Raw genomic sequence first — 21343 nt, 5'->3', positions numbered from 1 at the left:
ACGCTCGCAATGACGGGGAGCGGAGTGCTTGACGAACATCCGCACCGCATCAGACATCGATGAACAGCGTCGCCGGGTTCTCCAGCAGCTCCTTCAGCCGCTGGACGAAAACCGCCGCGTCCCAGCCGTCGACGACGCGGTGGTCGAAGCTCGACGACAGGTTCATCATCTTGCGCGGGACGAAGGTCGTGCCGTCCCAGACCGGGCGGACCATCATCTTGTTGACGCCGACGATGGCGACCTCCGGGTGGTTGATCACCGGCGTCGTGGCGATGCCGCCCATCGCGCCGAGCGAGGTGATGGTGATGGTCGAGCCGGTGAGCTCGTCGCGGGTGGCGGTGCCGTCGCGGGCGCGCTCGGCGATGCGGTTCAGCTCCAGCGCGCAGCCGAAGATGTCGCGCGCCTCGGCATGCTTCACCACGGGCACCATCAACCCGCCCGGCGTCTGCGTCGCGATGCCGAGATGGATGCCGGCATGCTGGCGCACGATGCCGGCCTCGTCGTCATAGAGCGCGTTGAGATTGGGCTGCTCGGCCAGCGCCTTGACCATGGCGCGCATCAGGAAGGGTAAAAGCGTCAGCTTCGGGCGCTCGGGCGTCGGCTTTCTGTTGAGGACGGCGCGCAGATCCTCCAGCGCCTGGACGTCGACCTCCTCGACGATGGTGATGTGCGGGATGCGCGCTTTCGACAGCGCCATCTTCTCGGCGATCTTGCGCCGGAGGCCGACGACCTTGACCTCGCTGACGGCGCTCTTCTCCGCGAGGCCGGGCTTGCGCTCGGTCTCCGGTCCGCGCAGCAGGAAGGCGTCGAGATCCTCGTGCAGGATGCGTCCGGCCGGGCCGGTGCCTGCGACCTGGCGCAGATCGACGCCGGCCTCGCGGGCCTTGAGCCGCACCGCCGGAGACGCCAGCGGCGTTTCGCCCGGCGCGCGTCGCGGCAGGGCCGGAGCGGAGGCGGAGGCGCCCGCCAGCGCCTTGGCGGGGCGGGGCACGGTCATGGCCTGAGGGGGAGCGTCCGCCGTCTCGGGCTGGCGGGGCGCCGGCGCGGCCGGCGCCTGTGCTGCGGGGGCCTCCGCAGTCTGTTCCGGAGCGGCGTCCTCGGCCGCCGTTTCAGTCGCCCCGCCCTCGCCCGCGACTTCGAGCCGGACCAGCGCCGAGCCGATCGCGACCGTGTCGCCGATCTCGGCGCCGATCCAGGTGACCTTGCCGTCGACGGGGGCCGGGATCTCGACGGTCGCCTTGTCGGTCATCACGGCGGCGATGAGATCGTCCTCGCGGATGATGTCGCCGATCTTGACGTGCCACTCGACCAGCTCGGCCTCGGCGATGCCCTCCCCGACATCGGGGAGCTTGATGATGCGCTCGGCCATCAGCGGCTCTCCATGATCTCGCGCAGCGCCTGGCCGACGCGGGCGGGGCCGGGGAAATAGGCCCATTCCTGGGCATGGGGATAGGGCGTGTCCCAGCCGGCGACGCGGCGCACCGGCGCCTCGAGATGGTAGAAGCAGGTTTCCTGGACGAGCGCGGCCAGCTCGGCGCCGAAACCCGAGGTCAGCGTCGCCTCGTGCAGCACCATGCAGCGGCCGGTCTTGGCGACGGAGGCCGTGATGGCGTCGAGGTCGAGCGGGACGAGGGTGCGCAGATCGATGACCTCGGCATCGATGCCGGTCTCCTCCGCGACGGCTTCCGCGACATGGACCATCGTGCCGTAGGTGAGAATCGTGCAGGCGGAGCCCTCGCGGCGGATCGCGGCCTTGCCGAGCGGGAGGACAAAATGCCCCTCGGGCACCTCGCCGAGCTCATGCTTCGACCAGGGCGTGACGGGGCGGTCGTGGTGGCCGTCGAAGGGGCCGTTGTAGAGGCGCTTGGGCTCGAGGAAGATCACCGGGTCGGGGTCCTCGATCGCGGCAATCAGCAGGCCCTTGGCGTCGTAGGGGTTGGACGGCACCACGGTCTTCAGGCCCGAGACATGGGTGAAGAGGGCTTCCGGGCTCTGGCTGTGGGTCTGGCCGCCGAAGATACCGCCGCCGGTCGGCATGCGGATCACGATCGGGCAGGTGAAATCGCCATTCGAGCGGTAGCGCAGGCGCGCCGCTTCCGAGACGATCTGGTCATAGGCCGGATACATGTAGTCGGCGAACTGGATCTCGATGCAGGGGCGCAGGCCATAGGCCGCCATGCCGATCGCCGTGCCGACGATGCCGGCCTCGCTAATGGGCGCATCGAAGCAGCGGCTGACGCCGTATTTCTGCTGGAGCCCATGAGTGCAGCGGAAGACGCCGCCGAAGAAACCGACATCCTCGCCATAGACGACGACGTTCTCGTCGCGACCCATCGAGACGTCCATGGCGGAGCGGATCGACTCGATCATCGTCATGCGCGGCATGGCGTCAGACTCCGAGTTGCTGGCGCTGGCGGCGCAGATGCGGCGGCAGCTCGGCATAGACGCCCTCGAACATGTCGCGCGCCGAGGGCTTGCCGCCGGAATGCAGCGTGCCGAAGCGCTCGGCCTCCTTCTGCGCCGCGATCACCGTCTCCAGGATCTCGGCCTCGGTCTGCTTGTGGCGCTCCTCGCTCCAGGCGCCGATCGCGATCAGATGCTCCTTCAGCCGCAGCAGCGGGTCGCCGAGCGGCCAGCCGTCCGACTCCTGCTTGGGGCGATAGGCGGAGGGGTCGTCCGAGGTCGAATGCGCGCCGGCGCGGTAGGTGACGTATTCGATCAGCGTCGGGCCGAGATTGCGGCGGGCCCGCTCGATCGCCCATTGCGCCACGGCATAGGTGGCGAGGTAGTCGTTGCCGTCGACGCGCAGGGCCGGAATGCCGAAACCGAGGCCCCGCGCCGCGAAGGTGCCGGAGCCGCCGCGCGCGATGCCCTGGAAGGTCGAGATCGCCCACTGGTTGTTGACGACGTTGAGGACGACGGGGGCCTTGTAGGTCGAGGCGAAGACGAGCGCGGCGTGGAAATCCGATTCCGCCGTCGAGCCATCGCCGACCCAGGCGGCGGCGATCTTCGTGTCGCCCTTGATCGCCGAGGCCATCGCCCAGCCGACGGCCTGGACGAATTGCGTGGCGAGATTGCCGGAGATCGAGAAGAAGCCGTGCTGCTTCGAGGAATACATGATCGGGAGCTGCCGCCCCTTCAGCGGGTCGCGCTCGTTGGAGTAGATCTGGCACATCATGTCGACGAGCGGGTACTCGTCGGCGATGAGAAGCCCCGCCTGGCGGTAGGTCGGGAAGTTCATGTCGCCGGGCCGAAGTGCGATCCGGAAGGCGCAGCTCACCGCCTCCTCGCCGGTGTGCTGCATGTAGAAGGAGGTCTTGCCCTGGCGCTGGGCCATCTGCATGCGGGCGTCGAAGCTGCGCAGCGTCATCATGTGACGCAGGCCCCGGATCAGATCCTCCTGGCTGAGATCGGGCACCCAAGGGCCGACCGCCTGCCCCTCGCGATTCAGCACGCGGATGATCGAATAGGCGAGGTCCCGGATCGCCTTCGGATCGACGTCGACCGGCGGGCGCTCGACCGAGCCGGCCTTGGGGATCACGACATGGGAGAAATCCGGCTGCTCGCCCGGGCGGGAGGCCGGCTGCGGCACGTGAAAGCGAAGGGGTGTGTCGGTCATGCGCTCCGTCCCTGATCCGCCATATCGTCCGGTCGGCCAGCATTCCGCCGTCCGGCCCGGACGGCAAGCCGTCCGTGTTGGCGGGGCTTTGGTCGCGAGCGGCGACGCATCCCTCTTGGCGTCAGGCTAGCGCGGGGCTCGCGGAGATTCCTGTCGAAATCAGTTGCGTCCGGAACCGTCTGCGGAAATATCTTCCGACTTCTACCCACAGTGCAGGATGATGTTCCGTGATACCGCGCAACCGCCGGAGCGATGAACCGGACGCCACCGATCTGCGGATTCTCTCCGCCCTGCAGGAGGATGGCCGTCTGACCGTCAATGCGCTGGCGGAGAAGGTTGGGCTGTCGCCCTCGCCCTGCTGGACGCGGGTGAAGCGGCTGGAGGAGAGCGGGGCAATCGAGAAATATGTCGCCGTGCTCGACCAGAAGGCGCTGGGTTTCGGCAATGTCGTCTTCGTCGAGATCACGCTCGACAAGCATGACGACAAGATCCTCGATCATTTCGGCGAAGCGCTGACACGGATTCCGGAGGTGGTCGAGGCCTATCTCGTCACCGGCGAATACGATTACCTCGTCAAGGTCGTGGTCAGCGGCACCGACCATTACGAGCGCTTCCTGCGCGAGATGCTCTACCGCATCCCCGGCATCCGCCAGACGCGCACGACCTTCGGCCTGCGCACGCTCAAGCGCGCGATCTCGATCGATCCGTTGAAGATGCCGCGGACTTGAGGGGATTGAACCCGCCCCGACCCGCCAGGTCGTCCCGGGCTTGACCCGGACCCATTCCGGAACCTCTCCGTCAGCGCTCCGGAATGGATCCCGGATCTCCGCTGCGCTGCGTCCGGGATGACGCGCGTTCGGGTCGGACAAGAACGTGCCCGCTATCCCAGCACGAACCCCTCATCCGCAGCCGCCAGCGCCACCGCCGCTTCGAGGTCCGGCGCGGCGGCGGCATGGATGGTGAAGAGCCCCTCGCCCGCCGTCACATCGTCGCCCACAGCGCGCAGCAGGTCGATGCCGGCGCTCTTGTCGAAGGGCGCGCCGGCGCGGCGCGCGATGCCGGCGATGCGCCAGCCGTCGATCTCGCTGATGCGCCCGGCGCGGGTGGCGCGCATGGTGTGGCTCAGGGCGGCGGGCTTCGCGACGATGTCGCGGCGTCCCTGCGCCGCGACGATGCCGTCCAGCGCCGCGCGCGCCGCGCCCGAGGCCAGGAGTTCGGCCGCCCGGGCGCGACCCGCTACCGCTGAGCCGATCGCCGGGTCCCAGGCCAGGATGCGGCCGGCGAAGTCGAGCGCCTTCTCGCGCAGATCGGCCGGGGCCTGCGCATCGCCCTCCAGCACCCAGAGCACGTCGCGGACCTCGAGCGCCGGCCCGATGCCCCGCCCGATCGGCCCGGCGCCGCAGGTGGCGACCGCCTCGACCTGCAGGCCGACGGAACGCCCGACGCTCTCAAACAGCGCGCCGAGTTCGCGTGCCTCCGCCTCGCTGTGGAGCTTAGCGCGGCGGCCATAGGGCAGGTCGACCACGACATGGGTCGAGCCGGCGGTCAGCTTCTTCGAGATGATCGAGGCGACCGACCAGCGGTTGGAATCGATGCCCAGCGGGCGCGTGATCGCGTTCATCACGTCGTCGACGGCGGAGTGGTTGAGGCGGCCATTCCAGGCGATGCAGGCGCGCGCCTGGGCCACCGTGCGGCGGACATCGTCCTCCGTCAGGTCGACCCTGGCCAGAACCTCCATCGCGTCGGCGGTGCCCGCGGCCGAGGTGATGGCGCGCGAGGAGGTCTTGGGCATGGCGAGCCCATGGGCGGCGACGATCGGCGCGACGATCAGCGTGATGCGGCTGCCCGGAATGCCGCCCATCGAGTGCTTGTCGACGACGATCGGCTCGTCCCAGCGCAGCGGCGTCGAGAAGCCGGCGCGGACGCTCGCCAGCGCCGCGACCTCGGCATCGCTGAGCGAGCGCGTCGCAGCGACGAGGAAGGCGGAGATCTCGCCCTCCGGGTAGCGACCCTCGACGATGTCCCGAAGCAGCATGGCGTAGTCGGCGGCGCCGAGTTCGGCGCCCTGGATCTTGGCGCGCAGCGCATCGCGGCTGTGCTGCGGCGGGGTGCGTGTCAGCGTGATCTCGCTGCCTTCGGACAGGCCAAGCTGCGCGAAGGCCTCGCGCGACAGCCCGATCTCGTGAGGCTCCAGCAGCCAGCCGGCCTCCACGACGTTGACCCGCGCGCGGATGCTGCGGCGTGTCCCGTCCGCGGCGATCGGCCCGGCGACGTCGACCTTGCCCGGCCCGTCGAAGTCCGCGACGCCGATCACGCTGTCGCGCGGCAGATAGGCGATGCTGTCGCGCCAGCCGTCGATCGGGACGGGCTTCAGGGACAGGCGGCGTGTGGCGGCGTCGATGGCAGCGAGGAAATGCTCGATGCCCTCCTCGACGGTGCCATCGTTGGAGACGGTGATGGTCTCGATGCCGTCCGGCCATTGCGGCGGCTTGCGGGCGAGCCGCGCGGCGATGTCGTCCGCCGTCTCGCGTCCTCGGGAGGCGAGACGACGGGCGAGCGTCTCGGGGGAGGCGGTGACGTTGATGATGATCAGCCGCGGCACGGCGCCGGCGAGCGTCTCCAGCACCCCGCGCGAGCCATTGGCGACGATGTGCCGGCCGGCGGCGAGTTCGTCCCGCAGCGAAGCGCGCAGCCCGTAATGCAGACCATGCGCCTGCCAGGACACTAGAAGGCCGCCGGCAGCCGCGAGCGCCGCGAAGCCGGCCTCGTCGATCGCCTCGTGATCCTCACCGCCGGCATCGGCCGGACGGGTGATCAGGCGCCGCGCGAAGCCGAAGCGCTCGCCCTGCACCAGGACCCGCCTCGCCCCGTCCATCAGGGTATCCTTGCCGGCCCCGCTCGGCCCGACGACGACGAAGAGGATGCCTGGCCGCATGGAGGTTTCGTCGCCTTCAGGCCTCGTCGAGGCCGATATCGACGGCGGGCGCCGACTGGGTGATCTTGCTGGTCGAGATGTAGTCGACGCCCGTCTCGGCGATGGCGCGGATGGTCTCGTAGCGGATTCCACCCGAGGCTTCGAGCTTGGCGCGGCCGGCGACATAGGCGACCGCCTCCTTCATCTCCGGCACCGGCATGTTGTCGAGCATGATCACGTCGGCACCGGCGGCGACGGCCTCGCGGACCTGCTCCAAACGGTCGCACTCGACCTCGAGCTTGGTCAGGACGGGCAGCTTGCGCCGCGCGCGCTCGACCGCCTGGGCGATGCCGCCGCAGACGGCGATGTGGTTGTCCTTGATCATCACGCCGTTATCGAGCCCGAGGCGGTGATTCAGCCCGCCACCGCAGGCGACCGCATGCTTCTCCAACATGCGCAGGCCGGGCGTGGTCTTGCGGGTGTCGATCAGCCGGGCGTTCGTGCCCTTGATGATGTCGACATAGCGGGCCGTCTCGGTCGCGATGCCGGAGAGCCTCTGGACGATGTTGAGCGCCGTGCGCTCGGCGGTGAGGATGCCCTGGGCCGGCCCCTCGACGAGGATCAGCGTCGCGCCCTTCTCGACGCGGTCGCCATCGGCGGCCTCGACCTTGACCGAAAGCCGGGGCTCGTAGCGGGAAAAGACGCTGGCGGCGACGTCGATGCCGGCCAGCACCATCGGTTCACGGGCGTTCATGCGGAAGGCGCCGGTCTCGTCCGGCTCGATCATGAGCTGGACCGTGAGGTCGCAGGCGCCGATATCCTCGCTCAGCCAGAGGTCGATCAGCCGCTGCGTGGTGAAACGGTCATACATGCTCAGCCCCTGCCGCGCGCTCCGCCCGCCTTCGCGGGCATCGCCATGGGAGCGAATAGCATGGATGGCCCGATCTCATGACTGTTTGCACACCAACGATGCGAAGTGGGTTCCGACGTGTCAAGCAGGGATTCGGTGACAGGCTGATGACGGCAGGGGGCTTGATGGGTGAGCCCGCGAATTCGGCGTACCAAGCCCAGTTTTCGTCTGAGAGTTGCAAATTTTTGCTGCAGCGCACGCCCTGTTTTCGATCGTCGGACAGCATTGACAAGCCATATGCACACCAACAAACTCATCCTCGTGCTACGCAAGACAGCATTCGACAAGGCGGCTTGAAGCCGCCGGGGAACGGCAGCTACGTCAGATCGTCGGCCGATCCGATCGGCCGGCACCATGCGGTTGCGCGGCCCGCCTGCGGGCGCGCCCGACACGAGGCCGGGAGGGTGACCATGAAGAGACTGGGATTGGCATCGCTGGTGGCGGGTGCGCTCGCCCTTGGCGCGGGTCTTGCGGCGGCACAGACCGCTCCGGCGAAGAAGATCACCCTGACCGGCGGCTCGGTCGGCGGCGCCTGGAGCGCGATCGGCAACGCCATCGGCGAGACGATCCGGCGGGAATCCCCCGGCGTCGCCTTTGGTTACGAGCCCGGCCGCGAGGCAGCCAACATCCAGCTCGTCTCGACCGGCAAGGTCGAGCTCGGCATCGCCCACGCCCAGCTGGTGAAGCGCGCGCAGGCCGGTGAGGAGCCTTTCAAGGCGCCGGTCACGAACCTCCGCGCGATCGCCCTGATCGACCCGCAGGCGGCGGTGCAGATCCTCGTCCGCGAAGATGCCGGCATCGAGAGCTTCGAGAGCATCCTCGCCGCCAAGAAGCCGGTCCGCGTCGCGCTCAACCAGCGCGGCACGCTGATGGCGGTGACCGGCGAAGAGGTGTTCAAGGCCTATGGCATCAGCGCCAAGGACATCGAGTCCTGGGGCGGGCGCATCCACCATGTCGACTACAATGCCGGCCTGGAGATGATGAAGAACGGCCAGGCCGACATCATCATCAACATGCTCGCCTTCCCGTCGGGGCAGATCAACAGCGCCACCCGCGAGATGAAGGTCAAGATGCTCGGCATTTCGCCGGAGGCCAGCGCCAAGCTCGGCGCGCTGCTCGGCACGGCGCCGATCACCGTGCCGGCCGGGACCTACGCCTTCCAGCCCGCGGCGGTGTCGACCATCACCGGCAGCGTCGTGCTCTTCGCCTCGGCCGAGATGAAGAACGAGGATGCCGCCCTGATCGCCGACGGGATGATCAAGCATTTCGACTATCTGCGGCAGGCGCATGCGATGATGGCCCGGCTCGAGCCGGTCAACCTGACGCAGACCGCGCCGCTGGCGCTGCATCCCGGCGCCGAGGCCGCCTATCGGAAAGCCGGCCTGCTGAAGTGAGGCCCGCAGCGTCGCTCCCGTTCCACCGCCGAGAGAACGAGGTGTCGCCATGCTCGCCCTGCTGAAGCTGATCGCACCGGGACGGTCCCGCCAGCTCGGCACGCCGGAGCAGTGGACGGTGCACGTCATCGGCGTGTCGGCGGCGGTGCTGCTGATCGCAATTTCCTTCGGCTGGTACATCAAACGCGAGATCGCCCTGTTCCTCTTCCTCGGCGCGGTGCTGTCGCTGGCCTTCCTGACGACGACGGCCAATCCGCTGCGGCCGACCGGACGCTCCACCCCCTCCTGGTGTCTGGTCGCGCTCTCGCTAGGGTCCTGCGGCTATTTCGTCTGGATGCAGCCGGTGCACGAGATGCGGCTGCCGATGATCGACGAACTCTCGACCGCCGACATCGCCGCCTCGATCGTGCTGATCGCGCTGGTGATGGAGGCGACGCGGCGCTGCATCGGCATGATCCTCGTCGTGCTGGTCGCGACCTTCCTGGCCTATGCGATCTTCGGCAACCGACTCACGGGCTCCTTCGCGCATCGCGGCTTCAGCACGCAGGAGATCGTCGACCATCTCGTCTTCTCGACCAACGGGCTGTTCGGCCCGGCGCTCGAGGTCGCGGCCTTTCTCGTCGTCGTCTTCGTCGTCTTCGGCGCGTTGCTGGACCGCATCGGCGGGGCCGACTTTTTCTACGACATCGCCAACAGCCTCGTCGGCAAGCAGGTCGGCGGGGCGAGCAAGGTCGCCGTGGTCTCGTCGGGCCTCTACGGCTCGATCTCGGGCTCGCCGACGGCCGACGTCGTCACCACGGGATCGTTCAGCATCCCGCTGATGATCCGCACCGGCACGAGCCGGACCTATGCGGGCGCCATCGAATCGGCGGCCTCGACGGGCGGCGCCCTGTTGCCGCCGGTGATGGGCTCGGCCGCCTTCCTGATGACGGACTTCACCGGCATTCCCTATGCCACGATCGCGCTGTCGGCGCTCATCCCGGCCCTGCTCTACTACCAGTCGGTGTTTCTCGCGGCGCATTTCAAGGCGCATCGCGACGGGCTCCAGCCGATGTCGGAGGGCGAGACGCCGTCGATCCTCGCCGTCTTGCGGCGCGACTGGGCCTATCTCGTGCCGATCGGCCTGCTCGTCTGGGGCGTGCTGAGCCTGAACCGGCCCGCCTTCGCGGGCGCGCTCGCCTGCGCCGCCCTCGTGCCGGTCGCCGTGCTGCGTCACCCTGATCCGGTCCGGCTCGTCAAGACGCTGTTCTTCGGCCTGAGCGACGGCATGCGCGGGATGATCGGCGTCGGGGTCGCCTGCGCCATCGCCGGTCTCGTCGTCGGAACGCTCTCGATGACGGACCTCACCGGCAAGATCAGCTCCGGCCTGTTCCACATGTCCGGCGGCAGCCCGATCCTGACCATCCTCGTCTCCGCCTTCGTGATCATCGTGCTCGGCATGGGCATGCCGACCCCGGCGGTCTATGCGCTCTCGGCGGTGCTGGCGGCGCCGGCGCTGATCGCGCTCGGCGTCGCGGTGCTGCCGGCGCATCTCTTCATCGTCTACATCGCCTCGATGTCCGCGATCACGCCGCCGGTGGCGGTGGCGGCCTTCGCGGCGGCCTCGATCGCCAAGGCCAATCCGGTGCTGATCGCGGTGGTCGCCTGCCGGATCGCGATGGTCGCCTTCCTCCTGCCCTTCGTCTTCATGTACCAGCCGGCCCTGCTGCTGATCGGATCACCCGCCCAGATCCTGATTTCGGTCGGCACCGCGATCCTCGGTGTGCTGGCGCTCAACGCGGCGATCGAGGGCTACTTCATGATCAGGCTGGACGGGCTGAAGCGGGTGCTGCTGTTTCTCGCCGGCGTCGGCCTGTTCCTGCCCATCCCGAGCACCGAGATCGCAGGCGCGCTGCTGCTGTCGGCGACCACCGCGTGGCTCTGGTCGACTCGCCGGTCGGCGCCGCGCGCCCGTCCCGCGTGACCGTCGCGCTCAATGGCCGAGGTCGCGCGCGACGCGAAATCCGGCGACCTGATCGCGGATGCCGGGCTCGCTGACGATCCTTGAATCGAGCCTCCGCGCCGCCGGCGGATCGGCCCAGGAGCCGCCGCGCAGGATGCGCCCCTCCTCCTCGCGGCAGACCGGCGGCGGGAAGGGCTGGCCCGGCACCGAAGGGTCGGGCGGGCAGGTGTCGACCCATTCCCAGAGATTGCCGCTGAGATCGGACAGGCCCCAGGGGCTCGCCGCGAAGCGGCCGACCGGCGCCGTGGTGCGGAAGCCGTCACGGCAGGGGGCAACCGTCCAGGAGGGCATCGCCTGCTTCGCGGTCTCGTCGGCGCCATTACCGATGGCGCAAAGGCGCGCCGGATCGGCCATGTCCTTCGCCGAGGAAGCCGCGACATGGTGCCATTCGGGGTCGGTCAGCAGCCGGTAGCGCTGGCCGGTGCGCTTGGACAGCCACGCGACATAGGCTTTGGCATCGCCATGGCTGACGCAGGCCACGGGCTCGTCGTCGCCCTGCGGGTAGCCGGGATCCTGCCAGGACAGGGTCGGATCCAGCTTCCAGACCGGCGCCCGGACATGGCAGCCGAGATCGACGACATGGCCGGATTGCTGCATGAAGGCCTTATATTGCGCCCGCGTCACCTCGAAGCGGCCGACGGCGAAGGGCTGGGCCAGCGCGACCTCGACGATCCGCGGCGTCGTGCCCGTCCGGAGCTCCATGCGGACATCGCCTTCGGGCACCGGCACCAACTCCGGACAATCCGCGCAATCGCGGAAGCCCTCGCCGCCGCCCGGCTTCAGCCAGATCCGCTGGCCGCCCGCGGCGAGATCGACGAAGCCGAGCTGCGCCAGCCGCGCCGTGATCCGGGCCTTCTCGACGCCAGCCGCCAGAAGCTCGAGCAAGGCGGCCCGGTCGGTGGTGGCCGCGATGCGCGCGGCCATGTCGGCGCCGGCATCGCGGGGCGGGGCCACAGGCGCCAGCTTCAGCGTGGGCAGGGCCGAGGCGGGGCCGGGCTGAGGGCCCGTCTGCGCCGCGACCGGAGCCGCCAGTGCCAGGCCCGCCGCAGCGACTGCGACTTCGAGAAGGGCCCGCCGGCCTGCCGCCGGCGCTGGGGCGGAGGGCCGGGCGGTCATGCGCAGGGCGCGGTCTTGAACTCGACGCGGCGGTCGACCGCCGTGCTGGCATCGTCCCGCGGCAGGCCGACCAGCGTCTCGCGGAAGCCGACACCGGTGGCCCGCAGCCGCTGCGACATGCCCGGCGCCTGGGAACTCATCAGCCCGGCGATGCGCTCCGCCCGCTCGCGGGAGAGCCTGTCGTTGAGGGTCTCGGGGCCGGTGCGGCTGGCATGGCCGACGACCTCGAGGCAGACGCCGGCCCGCGTCGCCCGCATCGCGATCTCGCGCAGCCAGGCGGGGTAGCTCGCCGAGAGCTTGCGGTCGGCGTTGAAGGCGGTGGAGTTCGGCTCGAACAGGAACTTCACGCCGAGCCGGCCGAGGCTGAAGCCGCGCTCGACCATCTGGCCGAAGGTCTCATCCGCCGCGCCGGTCTCGCCGAGCGCGGCGTAGGAGAGGTAGAGCCCGTTCAGCACGCGCAGCTGGTCGCCGCCGGGCTGGGCCTGCGCCTCGCGGTAGAGATCGCGGGCGCGGCGATGGTCGCCGGCCTCGTAGGCCGCGCCGGCCTCGCGGATGCGGGCGGCCGCACCGAGCTGGTCGAGATAGGCCGGCGAGACCGGCGTACCCGGCTGCGAGCGCTGGCAGGCCTCGATATAGGCGCGCGTGGCGGCATCCAGCCCCCAGACCGGCGAGTCGGCATGGGAAGCGGCCGGTGCGATATCGACATCGCCGACGGTGGAGCGGGCGACGCTGCGGGCATAGACCGTCTTGGCCTCGCGCTCGACCAGGGCGAAGCAGATCCAGAAGGCGTCGCGATCACCGCCGGGCTGGCCGGCATTGTTGATGGTGTTGAAGGTGCCGATGAAGACGAAGCGGGCCTTGGCGACATTCTCGGGCGTGAAGGCGAGGACCTTCACATGGGGATAACGCTCGGCCACCAGTTCGGCGATGCGCCGGTCGAAGCCGCGCGTTGCCGCCGACTGGATGCCGGTGATACCGTCGATGAGGGGGTCGATGACCATCGTGACCTCGCCGCCGCCGGCGGGGAGTTTGGCGAAGAGATCGGTCGCCGCCTTCATGAACGCCTGTTCGAGCGGCAGCAGAGCCGGCGCCCGCGCCGCGGCGACGGGGTGGGCGATGGCGGCAGGGGCGCTGCCGACCGCGGCGAGCCCGAGCATGACGGCGGTGGTGACGGAACGCAGGGTCATGCGGCGGCTCCGGCGAGGCCTGTCGCCGCCCTGCTCCCCAGCCGGATCGCGACGAAGGTCGATCGAGTGCTGAACCATAGCGTCAACTCCTTTTTCGGGACAATCCTCTCCATGCGGTGAGGATCGGCATGAGCTGATCCTGCGCCACTCTCGGTCCGATGACTGTTCCAGGCGGAACAGCGACCGGGCGGACGCTGCGGCAGCCGCCCCGTCAGGCCGGCGAAAACACCGGGACGGGGCCTATTCCCCGCAGATCGACCTCGGCGAGCCGCCGCAGCCGGACGGGATCGCAGCGTGCCGCCGCGGCCGGACCGACGCAGATCGACGAGCCGAGCTCCTTGTTGAGCGCCTCGAGCCGCGCGGCCATGTTCACCGCCTCGCCATGGGCGGTGTAGTCGAGCTTGGCGCCGAAGCCGACGTCGCCGACGATGGCGAAGCCGGTCTCCAGCCCCTGCCGCGTGCGGCCGAGGCCGATCGCGGCGGCGGGACCGCTCGCCCGGTACGCTTCCGTCCAGGCGAGAATCGCGACGGCACAGTCCAGTGCGCGGCGCGGATGGTCCTCGAGGTCGAGCGGCGCGTTGAAGAGTGCGTGGACCGCGTCGCCGACGAGCTTGTCGACCATGCCGCCATGCTCGCCGACGATGCGGGTGACGCCCTCGAAATAACCGTCCAACACCGCGACGAGCTGTTCCGGCCCGGCCTCGCGGGTGGTGCGGGTGAAGCCCTCGATGTCCGTGAAGAGGGCGGTGACCTCGCGTCGCTCGCCGCTCAGCCTGAGGCTGTTCGGGCTCGCGACGATGCGCTCGACCACGCCCGGCGCCAGATGCTGCTCGAAACGGCGGCGCAAGCGGCTCTCGCGCCAGCGCGCTTCGGAAAATCCCGCGAGCGAGGCGGCGAGAAAGGCCAGCAGCGCCGCCGCCACAGCCGGCGTCGGATCGATCAGCCAGTCGGCGCGGGCGAGAAGAGCGCTGCCGAGGATGAGTGCGGCAACCAGCATCGCCATCGCGAGGGCTGCCGGCAGCGGGCCGAGGCGACGGGCGACGACGACCGCGCCTGCGATGGACAGCACCGCCAGCGCCATCTCCCAGAGGGTGGCCCCGGCCGGCCGTAAGGGGACGATGCCGGCGGCGAGCTGGCGCAGGGCCTGGAGCTGGAGAAGGGCGGAAGGGGTGAGCGGATCCTGCGCGCTCGCCCGCAGCGCCCCGAGTTCGGGCGCGCTGCCGCCGATGACGACGACGGCTCCGGCGAGCGAGGCGAGATCGGCCCCGCCCTGCAGCAGGGCCGAGGCGGGGATGACGGGAAGCGGGGCTGCCACAGGCAGCAGCCGCAGCATCCCGTCCGGCGGCAGGGGCCGGCTGACCGCGCCGAAGGTCAACCGCGGCGGATCCGCCGAGAGCAGATAGCCCGAGGCGCCTGCCGCCACGCGTGCGGCTTCCAAGGCCAGCCCGGGCCGCAGCTCGCCGCCCGCTCCAACGAAGAGCGGGACGCGCCGCACCAGACCATCCGCGTCGCCCGGCAGGGACAGCGTGCCCGCGCCCGCCGCGGCCGCCGCGAGCCTCGGTGGCGGGCCGCTCGCGCCGGCCTCTCGCCAGAGCCCATCCAGCGACACGCCTTCGCGCAGCAGCACCGGCACCGGCGCGAGCGCATCGGCGCCGCGTGGATCGAGCACCCAGCCGAGGACGACCGGGCCCGCGGCGATGGCGGTGGCGAGAGCCCGATCTCCGTCCGTCAGGGTGGGGGCGAGCGCGGCGATCTCGGCGCGGCCGGTGGCTTCGGCGAGCCGGCGGGCGAGTGCCGCCGGCGAGCGCTCGTCCTCCCCCGCCAGCAGGATGTCGATAGCGACGGCGGCGGGCCTGGCGGCCGTGACTTCCGCGACCAGTCGCGCCAGCGTCTCGCGGGGCCAGGGCCAGGGGCCGACCGCATCCAGGCTCGTGTCGTCGATGGCGACGAAGGCTATACGGGTCTCGGGCGTGGCCGGGCGCCACGGGGCACTCGCGTCCAGCGTCAGGTCGAAGACGCGCTCCCGCAAGCCGTCGCGCCAGGCGGAAGGCGCCGTCTGCGCCAGCAGGAGCACGGCCAATCCCGCCAGCAGGCCGGCGAAGACGGGCCTGGACGGCCGCAGCCGGCTCTCAGCCATCGCCCGTTCCGGCCGCTCGGGCGAGAAGATCGGGGTCGCAGAAGAGACGGTCGGCCGTGCGGCGGATGGCGCCGGCCTGTTCGAGCGCGCCGAGCGCCGCATTCACCTTGGGCCGGCTGGCACCGAGCAGCTGCGCCAGCTCGCCCTGCGAGAACGCCACGTCGAGCGGCACGCGCTTGCCGGGCGCGGCACGGCGCCCGGCGAGCCCCACCAGCAGGAAGCGCGCGAGCCGCGCCTCGATCGGGTAGAGCGCGATGCCTTCCAGCTGGTCGGTGGTCTGGCGCAGGCGGCGGCAGAGGAAGGCGATGATCCCGGCCGAGAGTTCGGGATGGCGCGCCCTGAGCTGGTCGAGCGCCGCCCGGCGCAGGGACAGGGCCAGGACCGGCGTGATCGCCACGGCGTCGGCGCTGCGGGTTCCGCCATCGAGAACCGCGATCTCGCCGAGCAGTTCGCCGCGCGCGGCGTGGCGCATGCTGAGCTCGCGGCCTTCCTCGGTCGTGACGGACAGGCGCACGCGTCCCTCCGCAACGAGGAGAAGACGGTCCCCCGGCTCGCCGCGGGCGAACAGCATCTGGCCGGCCTCGAAGCGCTGCTCGCGGAACTCGGCGGCGCAGTCGAGCAGCGCCTGCGGCGGCAGCCCGGCAAAGAAGCCGGCCTCGCCCAGCATGGCCGCGATGGCGGAGGACTCCATCGTCAGGCGATCTGGGCGAGCGCGGCCGCGATGCGCGCCTCACCCCAGCGCCGGGCGGGCGTCGGCGCGGCGCCGCGGCGGGCGATGTCCGTGCCCTCGCCCGCCGTCAGCACGACCTCCCGGCCAGCGGCCCGCACGGCAACCTCGCCGCGCTCGACGAAGACGCCGAAAACGCCGTTGCTCGGGCCAGCGAAGAAGCGCGTGCCACGCACCGCGATCAAGCCATAGGAGGAGCGGATGCGGATCCGCCCGGCCTCGCTGCCGGGTGCCTTGTCGACCAGGAGCGCACCCGCGCCCAGGCTGATGGTGCCGCCGGCATCGACGATGAAACGGTCGATGGTGATGCGGGTGTTCTCGCCGAGGCGCAGATCGGTGGCCCGGCCGAGGCGAAAACCGGCGCGGGCGCCCTCGCCCGTCTCGACCCGGTCGCCGACGAAAACGGGGCCGTCGGTCGCGAGTCTGCGCCGCGTCTCGCGGAGCTGGGCCATCGCGTCCCCCCGCAGATCGGTCACCAGCCCGGCGGTCGGCGCGCGCTCCGCCGTGGTCTGCGCCAGGGCAGCCAGCGGCAGGCCGCCGAGGCCGAGCAGGGTGGCGGCGCGCATGAGTCGGCGGCGGTCCAGAGCCCCTTCACCCGACCCCGTCGCTCCATCCCTGATCCCAGCCATGACGCCCGCCTTTCCCGCCCGCGATGCAGTTGCCCATGCCCGATGCTCCACGGTCAAGCGGAGGAGCATGGGACTGACCGATATCCTATCGGTCGCCGGGGGGCGAAGGCTGGTTCATGCGGCACTGTCCTGCGCCGACCGCGTCTCGCCCCTGCCGTCGCGACCATGGCGGTGCCCGGTCGGCTGCGCCATCCTTGGCGCAATGCCGGGCCGCAACGCACCGGTCGAGAAGGAGGTTGCCCCATGACCGCTCACCAGAGCGACCTGCCCGCCCCGGCCGGCTTCGATGTCCGCACCTCGGATGGCGCCGTGCTGAGCGCCTTTGTGGAAGGCCGCGGCCAGCCCCTGCTCCTGGTCACCGGGTTGGGCGGCGGCGCGGCCTTCTGGGCGAGCATCGCCGAGACGCTGGCTCGCTCCTTCCGCGTCATCCGCTTCGATCAGCGCGGCATCGGCGCCAGCACGCGCGGCAGCGACGCCTGCAGCATCGAGACCCTCGCGCGGGACTGTCTGGCCGTACTCAACGAGGCCGGGATCGACCGGGCCGTGGTGCTCGGCCACTCGACCGGCGGCTGCATCGCTCAGACGCTCGCGCATCTCGCCCCCGAGCGGGTCGGCGGGCTGATCCTGAGCGGGAGCTGGCTAAGGCCGAACCACTATATGGCCGGCTATTTCGGCGCGCGGCGCGAGATCATCGGAACGAACCCGGAAGCATACGCTGCCACCTCGGTGCTCTGCGCCTATCCGCCGGCCTGGATCGAGGCCAACTGGCATGTCTACGAGGCGGCACTGGCGGCCGCGCCGCTGACCGCCGTGCAGCAGGAGGTGATGCGCGAGCGGATCGATGCGCTGCTGGCCTTCGACGGCCGCGATCAGATGGCGGCTCTGACCGTTCCGGTGCTGGTGCTGGGCGCCCGCGACGACATGATCGTGCCCGCCTTCCTCCAGGAGGAGATCGTCGCTGCCCTGCCCGGCTGCGCCAAGACGATGCTCGATACCGGCGGGCACCTCTTCCCGGTGTCGCGGCCGGATGCCTTCACCGCGACGGTGGCGGACTGGATCAGCCGTCTCGCCTGAGGGAACCGGATGCTCCGCGTCGAATTGGCCCCTTAGCCGAGCGCCCTCTTTGGATTATGCCAGTTCCAGGGTTCGGCCGCTCGCCGACCCGCGCCGCAAGCCAAGGATACCCGCATGCACGCTCTCGCCCGCCTCGCCGCCCTGTCCGCGCTGTTTTCGCCCGTCCTCCTCGCCGCCCCGGCTTCAGCGCAGGATGTCGCCGCCGGCGAGCGCTCCTGGAACAAGTGCCGCGCCTGCCACCAGATCGGCGAGGGCGCCAAGAACATTGTCGGCCCGCAGCTGAACGGGCTGTTCGGACGGACCGCGGGCACGGTCGATGGCTACAGCTATTCGGCGGCGAACAAGAACTCCGGCATCACCTGGGACGAGGCGGTCTTCGCCGAATACATCAAGGACCCGCGCGCCAAGATCCCGGGCACGAAGATGGTGTTCGCCGGCATCAAGAACGACAAGGAAATCGCCGATCTGACGGCCTTCCTCAAGCAGTTCGGCAAGGACGGCAAAAAGCTCTGAGACACGCTTCGCGGCCGGCGATCCGCTCGCCGGCCCCCGCATCCTGCGCCCGGCGGCCATGTGCCGGGCGCAGTGCCCGGCACGGTCCTTTCCCCGATTGTTTTCCCTCCGGGCCGTCGCGCGCAACATCGTGCGAAAGCGGCCGCACGCGCCCCATCATGGCCCGTAACTTGAAAGCTCTCCCGCGCCACCGCACGGGCCGATGGCCTGTGCGACGGCTGCATGCTGTGTTCTAGTCGGCGCCGGACGGAGTCTGAGGGGGCTCCGCCACGCGCGACGGCGTGACGTACAAAGGGAGAGATCCATGACGACTTCATCAGTCCTTCGGGGGCGGCTGGCGGCCGCCACGGCGCTCGGCCTCATCGGCCTCGTGAGCGCGGGCCTGCCGGCCCTGGCTCAGACACCGAAACAGGGCGGGACCGTGCATGTCGTCGTCCAGCCCGAGCCGCCGATGCTGATGCAGGGCCTCAACCAGAACGGCCCGACCAACATGGTCGCCGGCAACATCTACGAGTCGCTGCTGCGCTATGACGAGAAGCTGCAGCCGCAGCCTTCGCTCGCCAAAAGCTGGGAGATCTCGGCCGATTCGAAGGTCTACACCTTCAAGCTCCAGGAAGGCGTGAAGTGGCATGACGGCAAGCCGTTCACGGCCGACGATGTCGTCTTCTCGCTCGACAAGTTCCTGCGCGAGGTGCATCCGCGCTGGCGCCCGATCGCCAACAACCAGGTCGAGAAGATCGAGAAGGTCGACGATCTGACGGTGCGGATCACGCTGAAGCAGCCCTTCGGCCCGCTCCTGCTCTCGCAGGAAGCCGCCGGCGCGCCGATGATCCCCAAGCACATCTATGACGGCACCGACTATCGCGCCAATCCGGCCAACAACACGCCGATCGGCACCGGCCCCTTCAAGCTCAAGGAGTGGAAGAAGGGCTCCTATATTCACCTCGTGAAGAACGAGGACTACTGGCAGAAGGGCAAGCCGAACCTCGCCGAGATCTACTGGCAGATCATCCCCGACGCGGCTGCGCGCGCCGTCGCCTACGAGACCGGCAAGGTCGATGTGCTGACCGGCGGCTCCGTCGACGTCTATGACGTCGCCCGCCTCTCCAAGCTGCCCAACACCTGCGTCACCACCAAGGGCTGGGAGATGTTCGCGCCCCATGCCTGGGTGACCCCGAACATCGCGCGCGGCGGCCCGCTCGCCAACAAGCAGTTCCGCCAGGCGATGATGTTCGCGATCGACCGCGAATTCGGCCGCGAGGTCGTCTGGGGCGGCCTCGGCAAGCTGCCGACCGGGCCGATCTCCTCCAAGACGAAGTTCTACTCGCCCGACGTGCCGAAATACGGATTCGACCCGGCCAAGGCGAAGGAACTGGTCAAGGCCTCCGGCTACAAGGGCGAGCCGCTCAAGATCCTGGCGCTGCCCTATGGCGAGGTCTGGAGCCGCTGGGCGGAAGCCATCAAGCAGAACCTGACCGATGTCGGCATCAATGTCTCGATCGAGACCACCGATGTGCCGGGCTGGACGCAGAAGGCCAGCAACGGCGATTTCGATCTGACCTTCAACTTCCTCTACCAGCTCGGCGACCCGGCGACCGGCGTGGCGCGCAACTACATCTCGACCAACATCGTCAAGGGCAACCCCTTCGGCAACCAGGGCGCCTATGTGAACCCGGAGGTCGACAAGCTCTTCGCCGAAGCCGCGATCGCGCCCACGGATGCGGCCCGCCAGGAGCTCTACACCAAGGTGCAGAAGCTGCTCGTCGACGAGGTGCCGGTGCTCTGGCTGCTGGAGATGGATTTCCCGACGATCTATCGCTGCAACGTCAAGAACCTCGTCACCACCGCGATCGGCGTGAACGACGGCTTCAAGGACGCGTGGAAAGAGTGATCGGGGTCGCCCCCTATCGGGTGATCACGCGCATCTCGTCATGGTCGGGCTCGTCCCGACCAACCACGGCTTCGTCGACCGAGGATGGTGTTCAAGGCGTGGATGCTCGCCACGAGGGCAAGCATGACGGCGAGAGCCTATCCGTCCGGACCATGACTGCATGAACCTCCTGCACTTCCTTTCCAGCCGGCTGGCCAAGGGCGTCCTGACGCTGCTCGCGATCGCCGTGCTCAACTTCTTCCTGATCCGTGCCGCGCCGGGCGATCCGGCGCAGGTGCTGGCCGGCGAGGCGGGGGCGGCCGATGCGCAGCTCCTGGAACAGCTGCGCGAGCGCTTCGGCCTGAACGAGCCGCTGCTGACCCAGCTCTGGATCTATCTCAAGGGCTATCTGACCTTCGATCTCGGCTTCAGCTACCGGCAGCAGCAGCCGGTGCTGACGCTGGTGCTCGACCGGCTGCCGGCGACGCTGCTTTTGACCGGCGCGGCCTTCCTGATCTCGCTCGGGCTCGGCGTGGTGATGGGCGCGCTGGCCGCGCGGCGGGCCGGGCGCTGGTCGGACAGCCTGATCACGACGCTCTCGCTCGTCTTCTATGCGACGCCGCTGTTCTGGATCGCGCTGATGAGCCAGATCGTCTTCGCGCTGAAGCTCGGCCTCGTCCCCAATGTCGGCTACGAGACGATCGGCGCGAACCATACCGGCCTGGCGCGGGCGCTCGACATCGGCCACCACCTGATCCTGCCGGCGCTGACGCTCGGCCTGTTCTTCACCGCGCTCTATGCGCGGATGATGCGGGCGTCGATGCTGGAGGTGGCGGGCGCCGATTTCGTCAAGACCGCGCGCGCAAAGGGGCTTTCGCCCGGCATCGTCTCGCGCCGCCATGTGGCGCGCAACGCCATCCTGCCCGTGGTTACGCTGGCGGGGCTGCAGGCGGGCCAGCTCGTCGGCGGCGCCGTGCTCACCGAGACGGTCTTTGCCTGGCCGGGCATCGGCCGGCTGATGTTCGATGCGCTGGTGCAGCGCGACTATTCCGTGCTGCTCGGTGTCTTCTTCATGTCCTCGGCCATGGTCGTCGGCTTCAACATCCTGACCGATCTCATCTACCGGATCGCCGATCCGCGCATCGAGGCCGCGTCGTGATGGCGCCGGCCTCTCCGTCATGGTTGGGCTTGTCCCGACCATCCACGCCTTCGCTCGTCGAGGCCTGTGTTCAAGACGTGGATGCTCGCCAC

General features: G+C 69.7%; 17 protein-coding genes. 7 read left to right on the top strand and 10 right to left on the bottom strand.

The genetic code is table 11. The features are described 5' to 3' along the window. Nucleotides 1–49: 49 nt before the first annotated feature. From ACFPN9_RS22720 to ACFPN9_RS22710, 3 genes are read right to left on the bottom strand one after another with little or no spacing between them, the layout of a single operon-like run. Nucleotides 50–1369 (bottom strand): dihydrolipoamide acetyltransferase family protein, encoded by a 1320-nt coding sequence (locus tag ACFPN9_RS22720; RefSeq protein ID WP_066722535.1) that lies wholly within the window; start codon nucleotides 1367–1369, stop codon nucleotides 50–52. Then, complete coding sequence (locus tag ACFPN9_RS22715; protein ID WP_066722688.1) at nucleotides 1369–2385, bottom strand: alpha-ketoacid dehydrogenase subunit beta; 1017 nt, start codon at nucleotides 2383–2385, stop codon at nucleotides 1369–1371. The genes ACFPN9_RS22720 and ACFPN9_RS22715 overlap by 1 nt, the downstream gene beginning before the upstream one ends. Before the next feature lie 4 nt (nucleotides 2386–2389). After that, a complete protein-coding gene (locus ACFPN9_RS22710; protein ID WP_066722537.1) occupies nucleotides 2390–3619 on the bottom strand; it encodes a 3-methyl-2-oxobutanoate dehydrogenase (2-methylpropanoyl-transferring) subunit alpha in 1230 nt (409 codons plus the stop codon). Nucleotides 3620–3846: 227 nt separating this feature from the next. Between ACFPN9_RS22710 and ACFPN9_RS22705 the strand changes: the two genes are divergently transcribed. Then, complete coding sequence (locus ACFPN9_RS22705; RefSeq protein WP_066722539.1) at nucleotides 3847–4347, top strand: Lrp/AsnC family transcriptional regulator; 501 nt, start codon at nucleotides 3847–3849, stop codon at nucleotides 4345–4347. A gap of 152 nt (nucleotides 4348–4499) precedes the next feature. Here the strand turns inward: ACFPN9_RS22705 and phnN are convergent, their stop codons facing one another. Further along, nucleotides 4500–6554 (bottom strand): phosphonate metabolism protein/1,5-bisphosphokinase (PRPP-forming) PhnN, encoded by a 2055-nt coding sequence (gene phnN, locus ACFPN9_RS22700; protein WP_066722541.1) that lies wholly within the window; start codon nucleotides 6552–6554, stop codon nucleotides 4500–4502. A 16-nt stretch (nucleotides 6555–6570) separates the two neighbouring features. After that, entirely contained in the window at nucleotides 6571–7404 is an 834-nt protein-coding gene (nadC, locus tag ACFPN9_RS22695; RefSeq protein WP_066722544.1) for a carboxylating nicotinate-nucleotide diphosphorylase, read from the bottom strand. Nucleotides 7405–7853: 449 nt separating this feature from the next. Here nadC and ACFPN9_RS22690 point away from each other — a divergent pair, with 449 nt between their 5' ends. Both ACFPN9_RS22690 and ACFPN9_RS22685 read left to right on the top strand, forming a co-directional pair. Then, on the top strand, nucleotides 7854–8837 hold the full coding sequence (locus ACFPN9_RS22690) for a TAXI family TRAP transporter solute-binding subunit (protein ID WP_197426659.1): 984 nt from the start codon (nucleotides 7854–7856) through the stop codon (nucleotides 8835–8837). A gap of 49 nt (nucleotides 8838–8886) precedes the next feature. Beyond that, complete coding sequence (locus tag ACFPN9_RS22685) at nucleotides 8887–10800, top strand: TRAP transporter permease (RefSeq protein ID WP_066722555.1); 1914 nt, start codon at nucleotides 8887–8889, stop codon at nucleotides 10798–10800. Nucleotides 10801–10809: 9 nt separating this feature from the next. Here the strand turns inward: ACFPN9_RS22685 and ACFPN9_RS22680 are convergent, their stop codons facing one another. The 5 genes from ACFPN9_RS22680 to ACFPN9_RS22660 all read right to left on the bottom strand — a co-directional run bounded on the left by ACFPN9_RS22680 (nucleotide 10810) and on the right by ACFPN9_RS22660 (nucleotide 16572). Further along, entirely contained in the window at nucleotides 10810–11955 is a 1146-nt protein-coding gene (locus ACFPN9_RS22680) for a formylglycine-generating enzyme family protein (RefSeq protein ID WP_377817655.1), read from the bottom strand. Then, the gene (locus ACFPN9_RS22675) at nucleotides 11952–13142 is read right to left on the bottom strand and encodes an OmpA family protein (RefSeq protein ID WP_066722562.1); all 1191 of its coding nucleotides are present in this window, start codon (nucleotides 13140–13142) and stop codon (nucleotides 11952–11954) included. The genes ACFPN9_RS22680 and ACFPN9_RS22675 overlap by 4 nt, the downstream gene beginning before the upstream one ends. A gap of 211 nt (nucleotides 13143–13353) precedes the next feature. Next, on the bottom strand, nucleotides 13354–15279 hold the full coding sequence (locus ACFPN9_RS22670; protein WP_066722565.1) for an adenylate/guanylate cyclase domain-containing protein: 1926 nt from the start codon (nucleotides 15277–15279) through the stop codon (nucleotides 13354–13356). Continuing rightward, entirely contained in the window at nucleotides 15272–15970 is a 699-nt protein-coding gene (locus tag ACFPN9_RS22665; protein WP_066722568.1) for a Crp/Fnr family transcriptional regulator, read from the bottom strand. The genes ACFPN9_RS22670 and ACFPN9_RS22665 overlap by 8 nt, the downstream gene beginning before the upstream one ends. Nucleotides 15971–15972: 2 nt before the next feature. After that, nucleotides 15973–16572, bottom strand: a complete 600-nt coding sequence (locus ACFPN9_RS22660) for a FecR family protein (protein ID WP_066722570.1) — start codon at nucleotides 16570–16572, stop codon at nucleotides 15973–15975. Nucleotides 16573–16878: 306 nt separating this feature from the next. Between ACFPN9_RS22660 and ACFPN9_RS22655 the strand changes: the two genes are divergently transcribed. The 4 genes from ACFPN9_RS22655 (at nucleotide 16879) to ACFPN9_RS22640 (ending at nucleotide 21251) form a co-directional block, all read left to right on the top strand. Further along, nucleotides 16879–17709, top strand: a complete 831-nt coding sequence (locus ACFPN9_RS22655; protein WP_066722572.1) for an alpha/beta fold hydrolase — start codon at nucleotides 16879–16881, stop codon at nucleotides 17707–17709. A 114-nt stretch (nucleotides 17710–17823) separates the two neighbouring features. After that, entirely contained in the window at nucleotides 17824–18222 is a 399-nt protein-coding gene (locus ACFPN9_RS22650; RefSeq protein WP_066722574.1) for a c-type cytochrome, read from the top strand. Between the two features lie 304 nt (nucleotides 18223–18526). Beyond that, on the top strand, nucleotides 18527–20113 hold the full coding sequence (locus ACFPN9_RS22645; RefSeq protein ID WP_066722576.1) for an ABC transporter substrate-binding protein: 1587 nt from the start codon (nucleotides 18527–18529) through the stop codon (nucleotides 20111–20113). 160 nt (nucleotides 20114–20273) lie between these two features. Beyond that, nucleotides 20274–21251 (top strand): ABC transporter permease, encoded by a 978-nt coding sequence (locus ACFPN9_RS22640; RefSeq protein ID WP_377817654.1) that lies wholly within the window; start codon nucleotides 20274–20276, stop codon nucleotides 21249–21251. Nucleotides 21252–21343: the final 92 nt, after the last annotated feature.

The organism is Allobosea massiliensis (genome assembly GCF_042655245.1).
Taxonomy (GTDB): Bacteria; Pseudomonadota; Alphaproteobacteria; order Rhizobiales; family Beijerinckiaceae; genus Allobosea; species Allobosea massiliensis.
The sequence above is the reverse complement of the archived record's forward strand: the minus strand, read 5'-3'. Positions and strand labels throughout refer to the sequence as shown.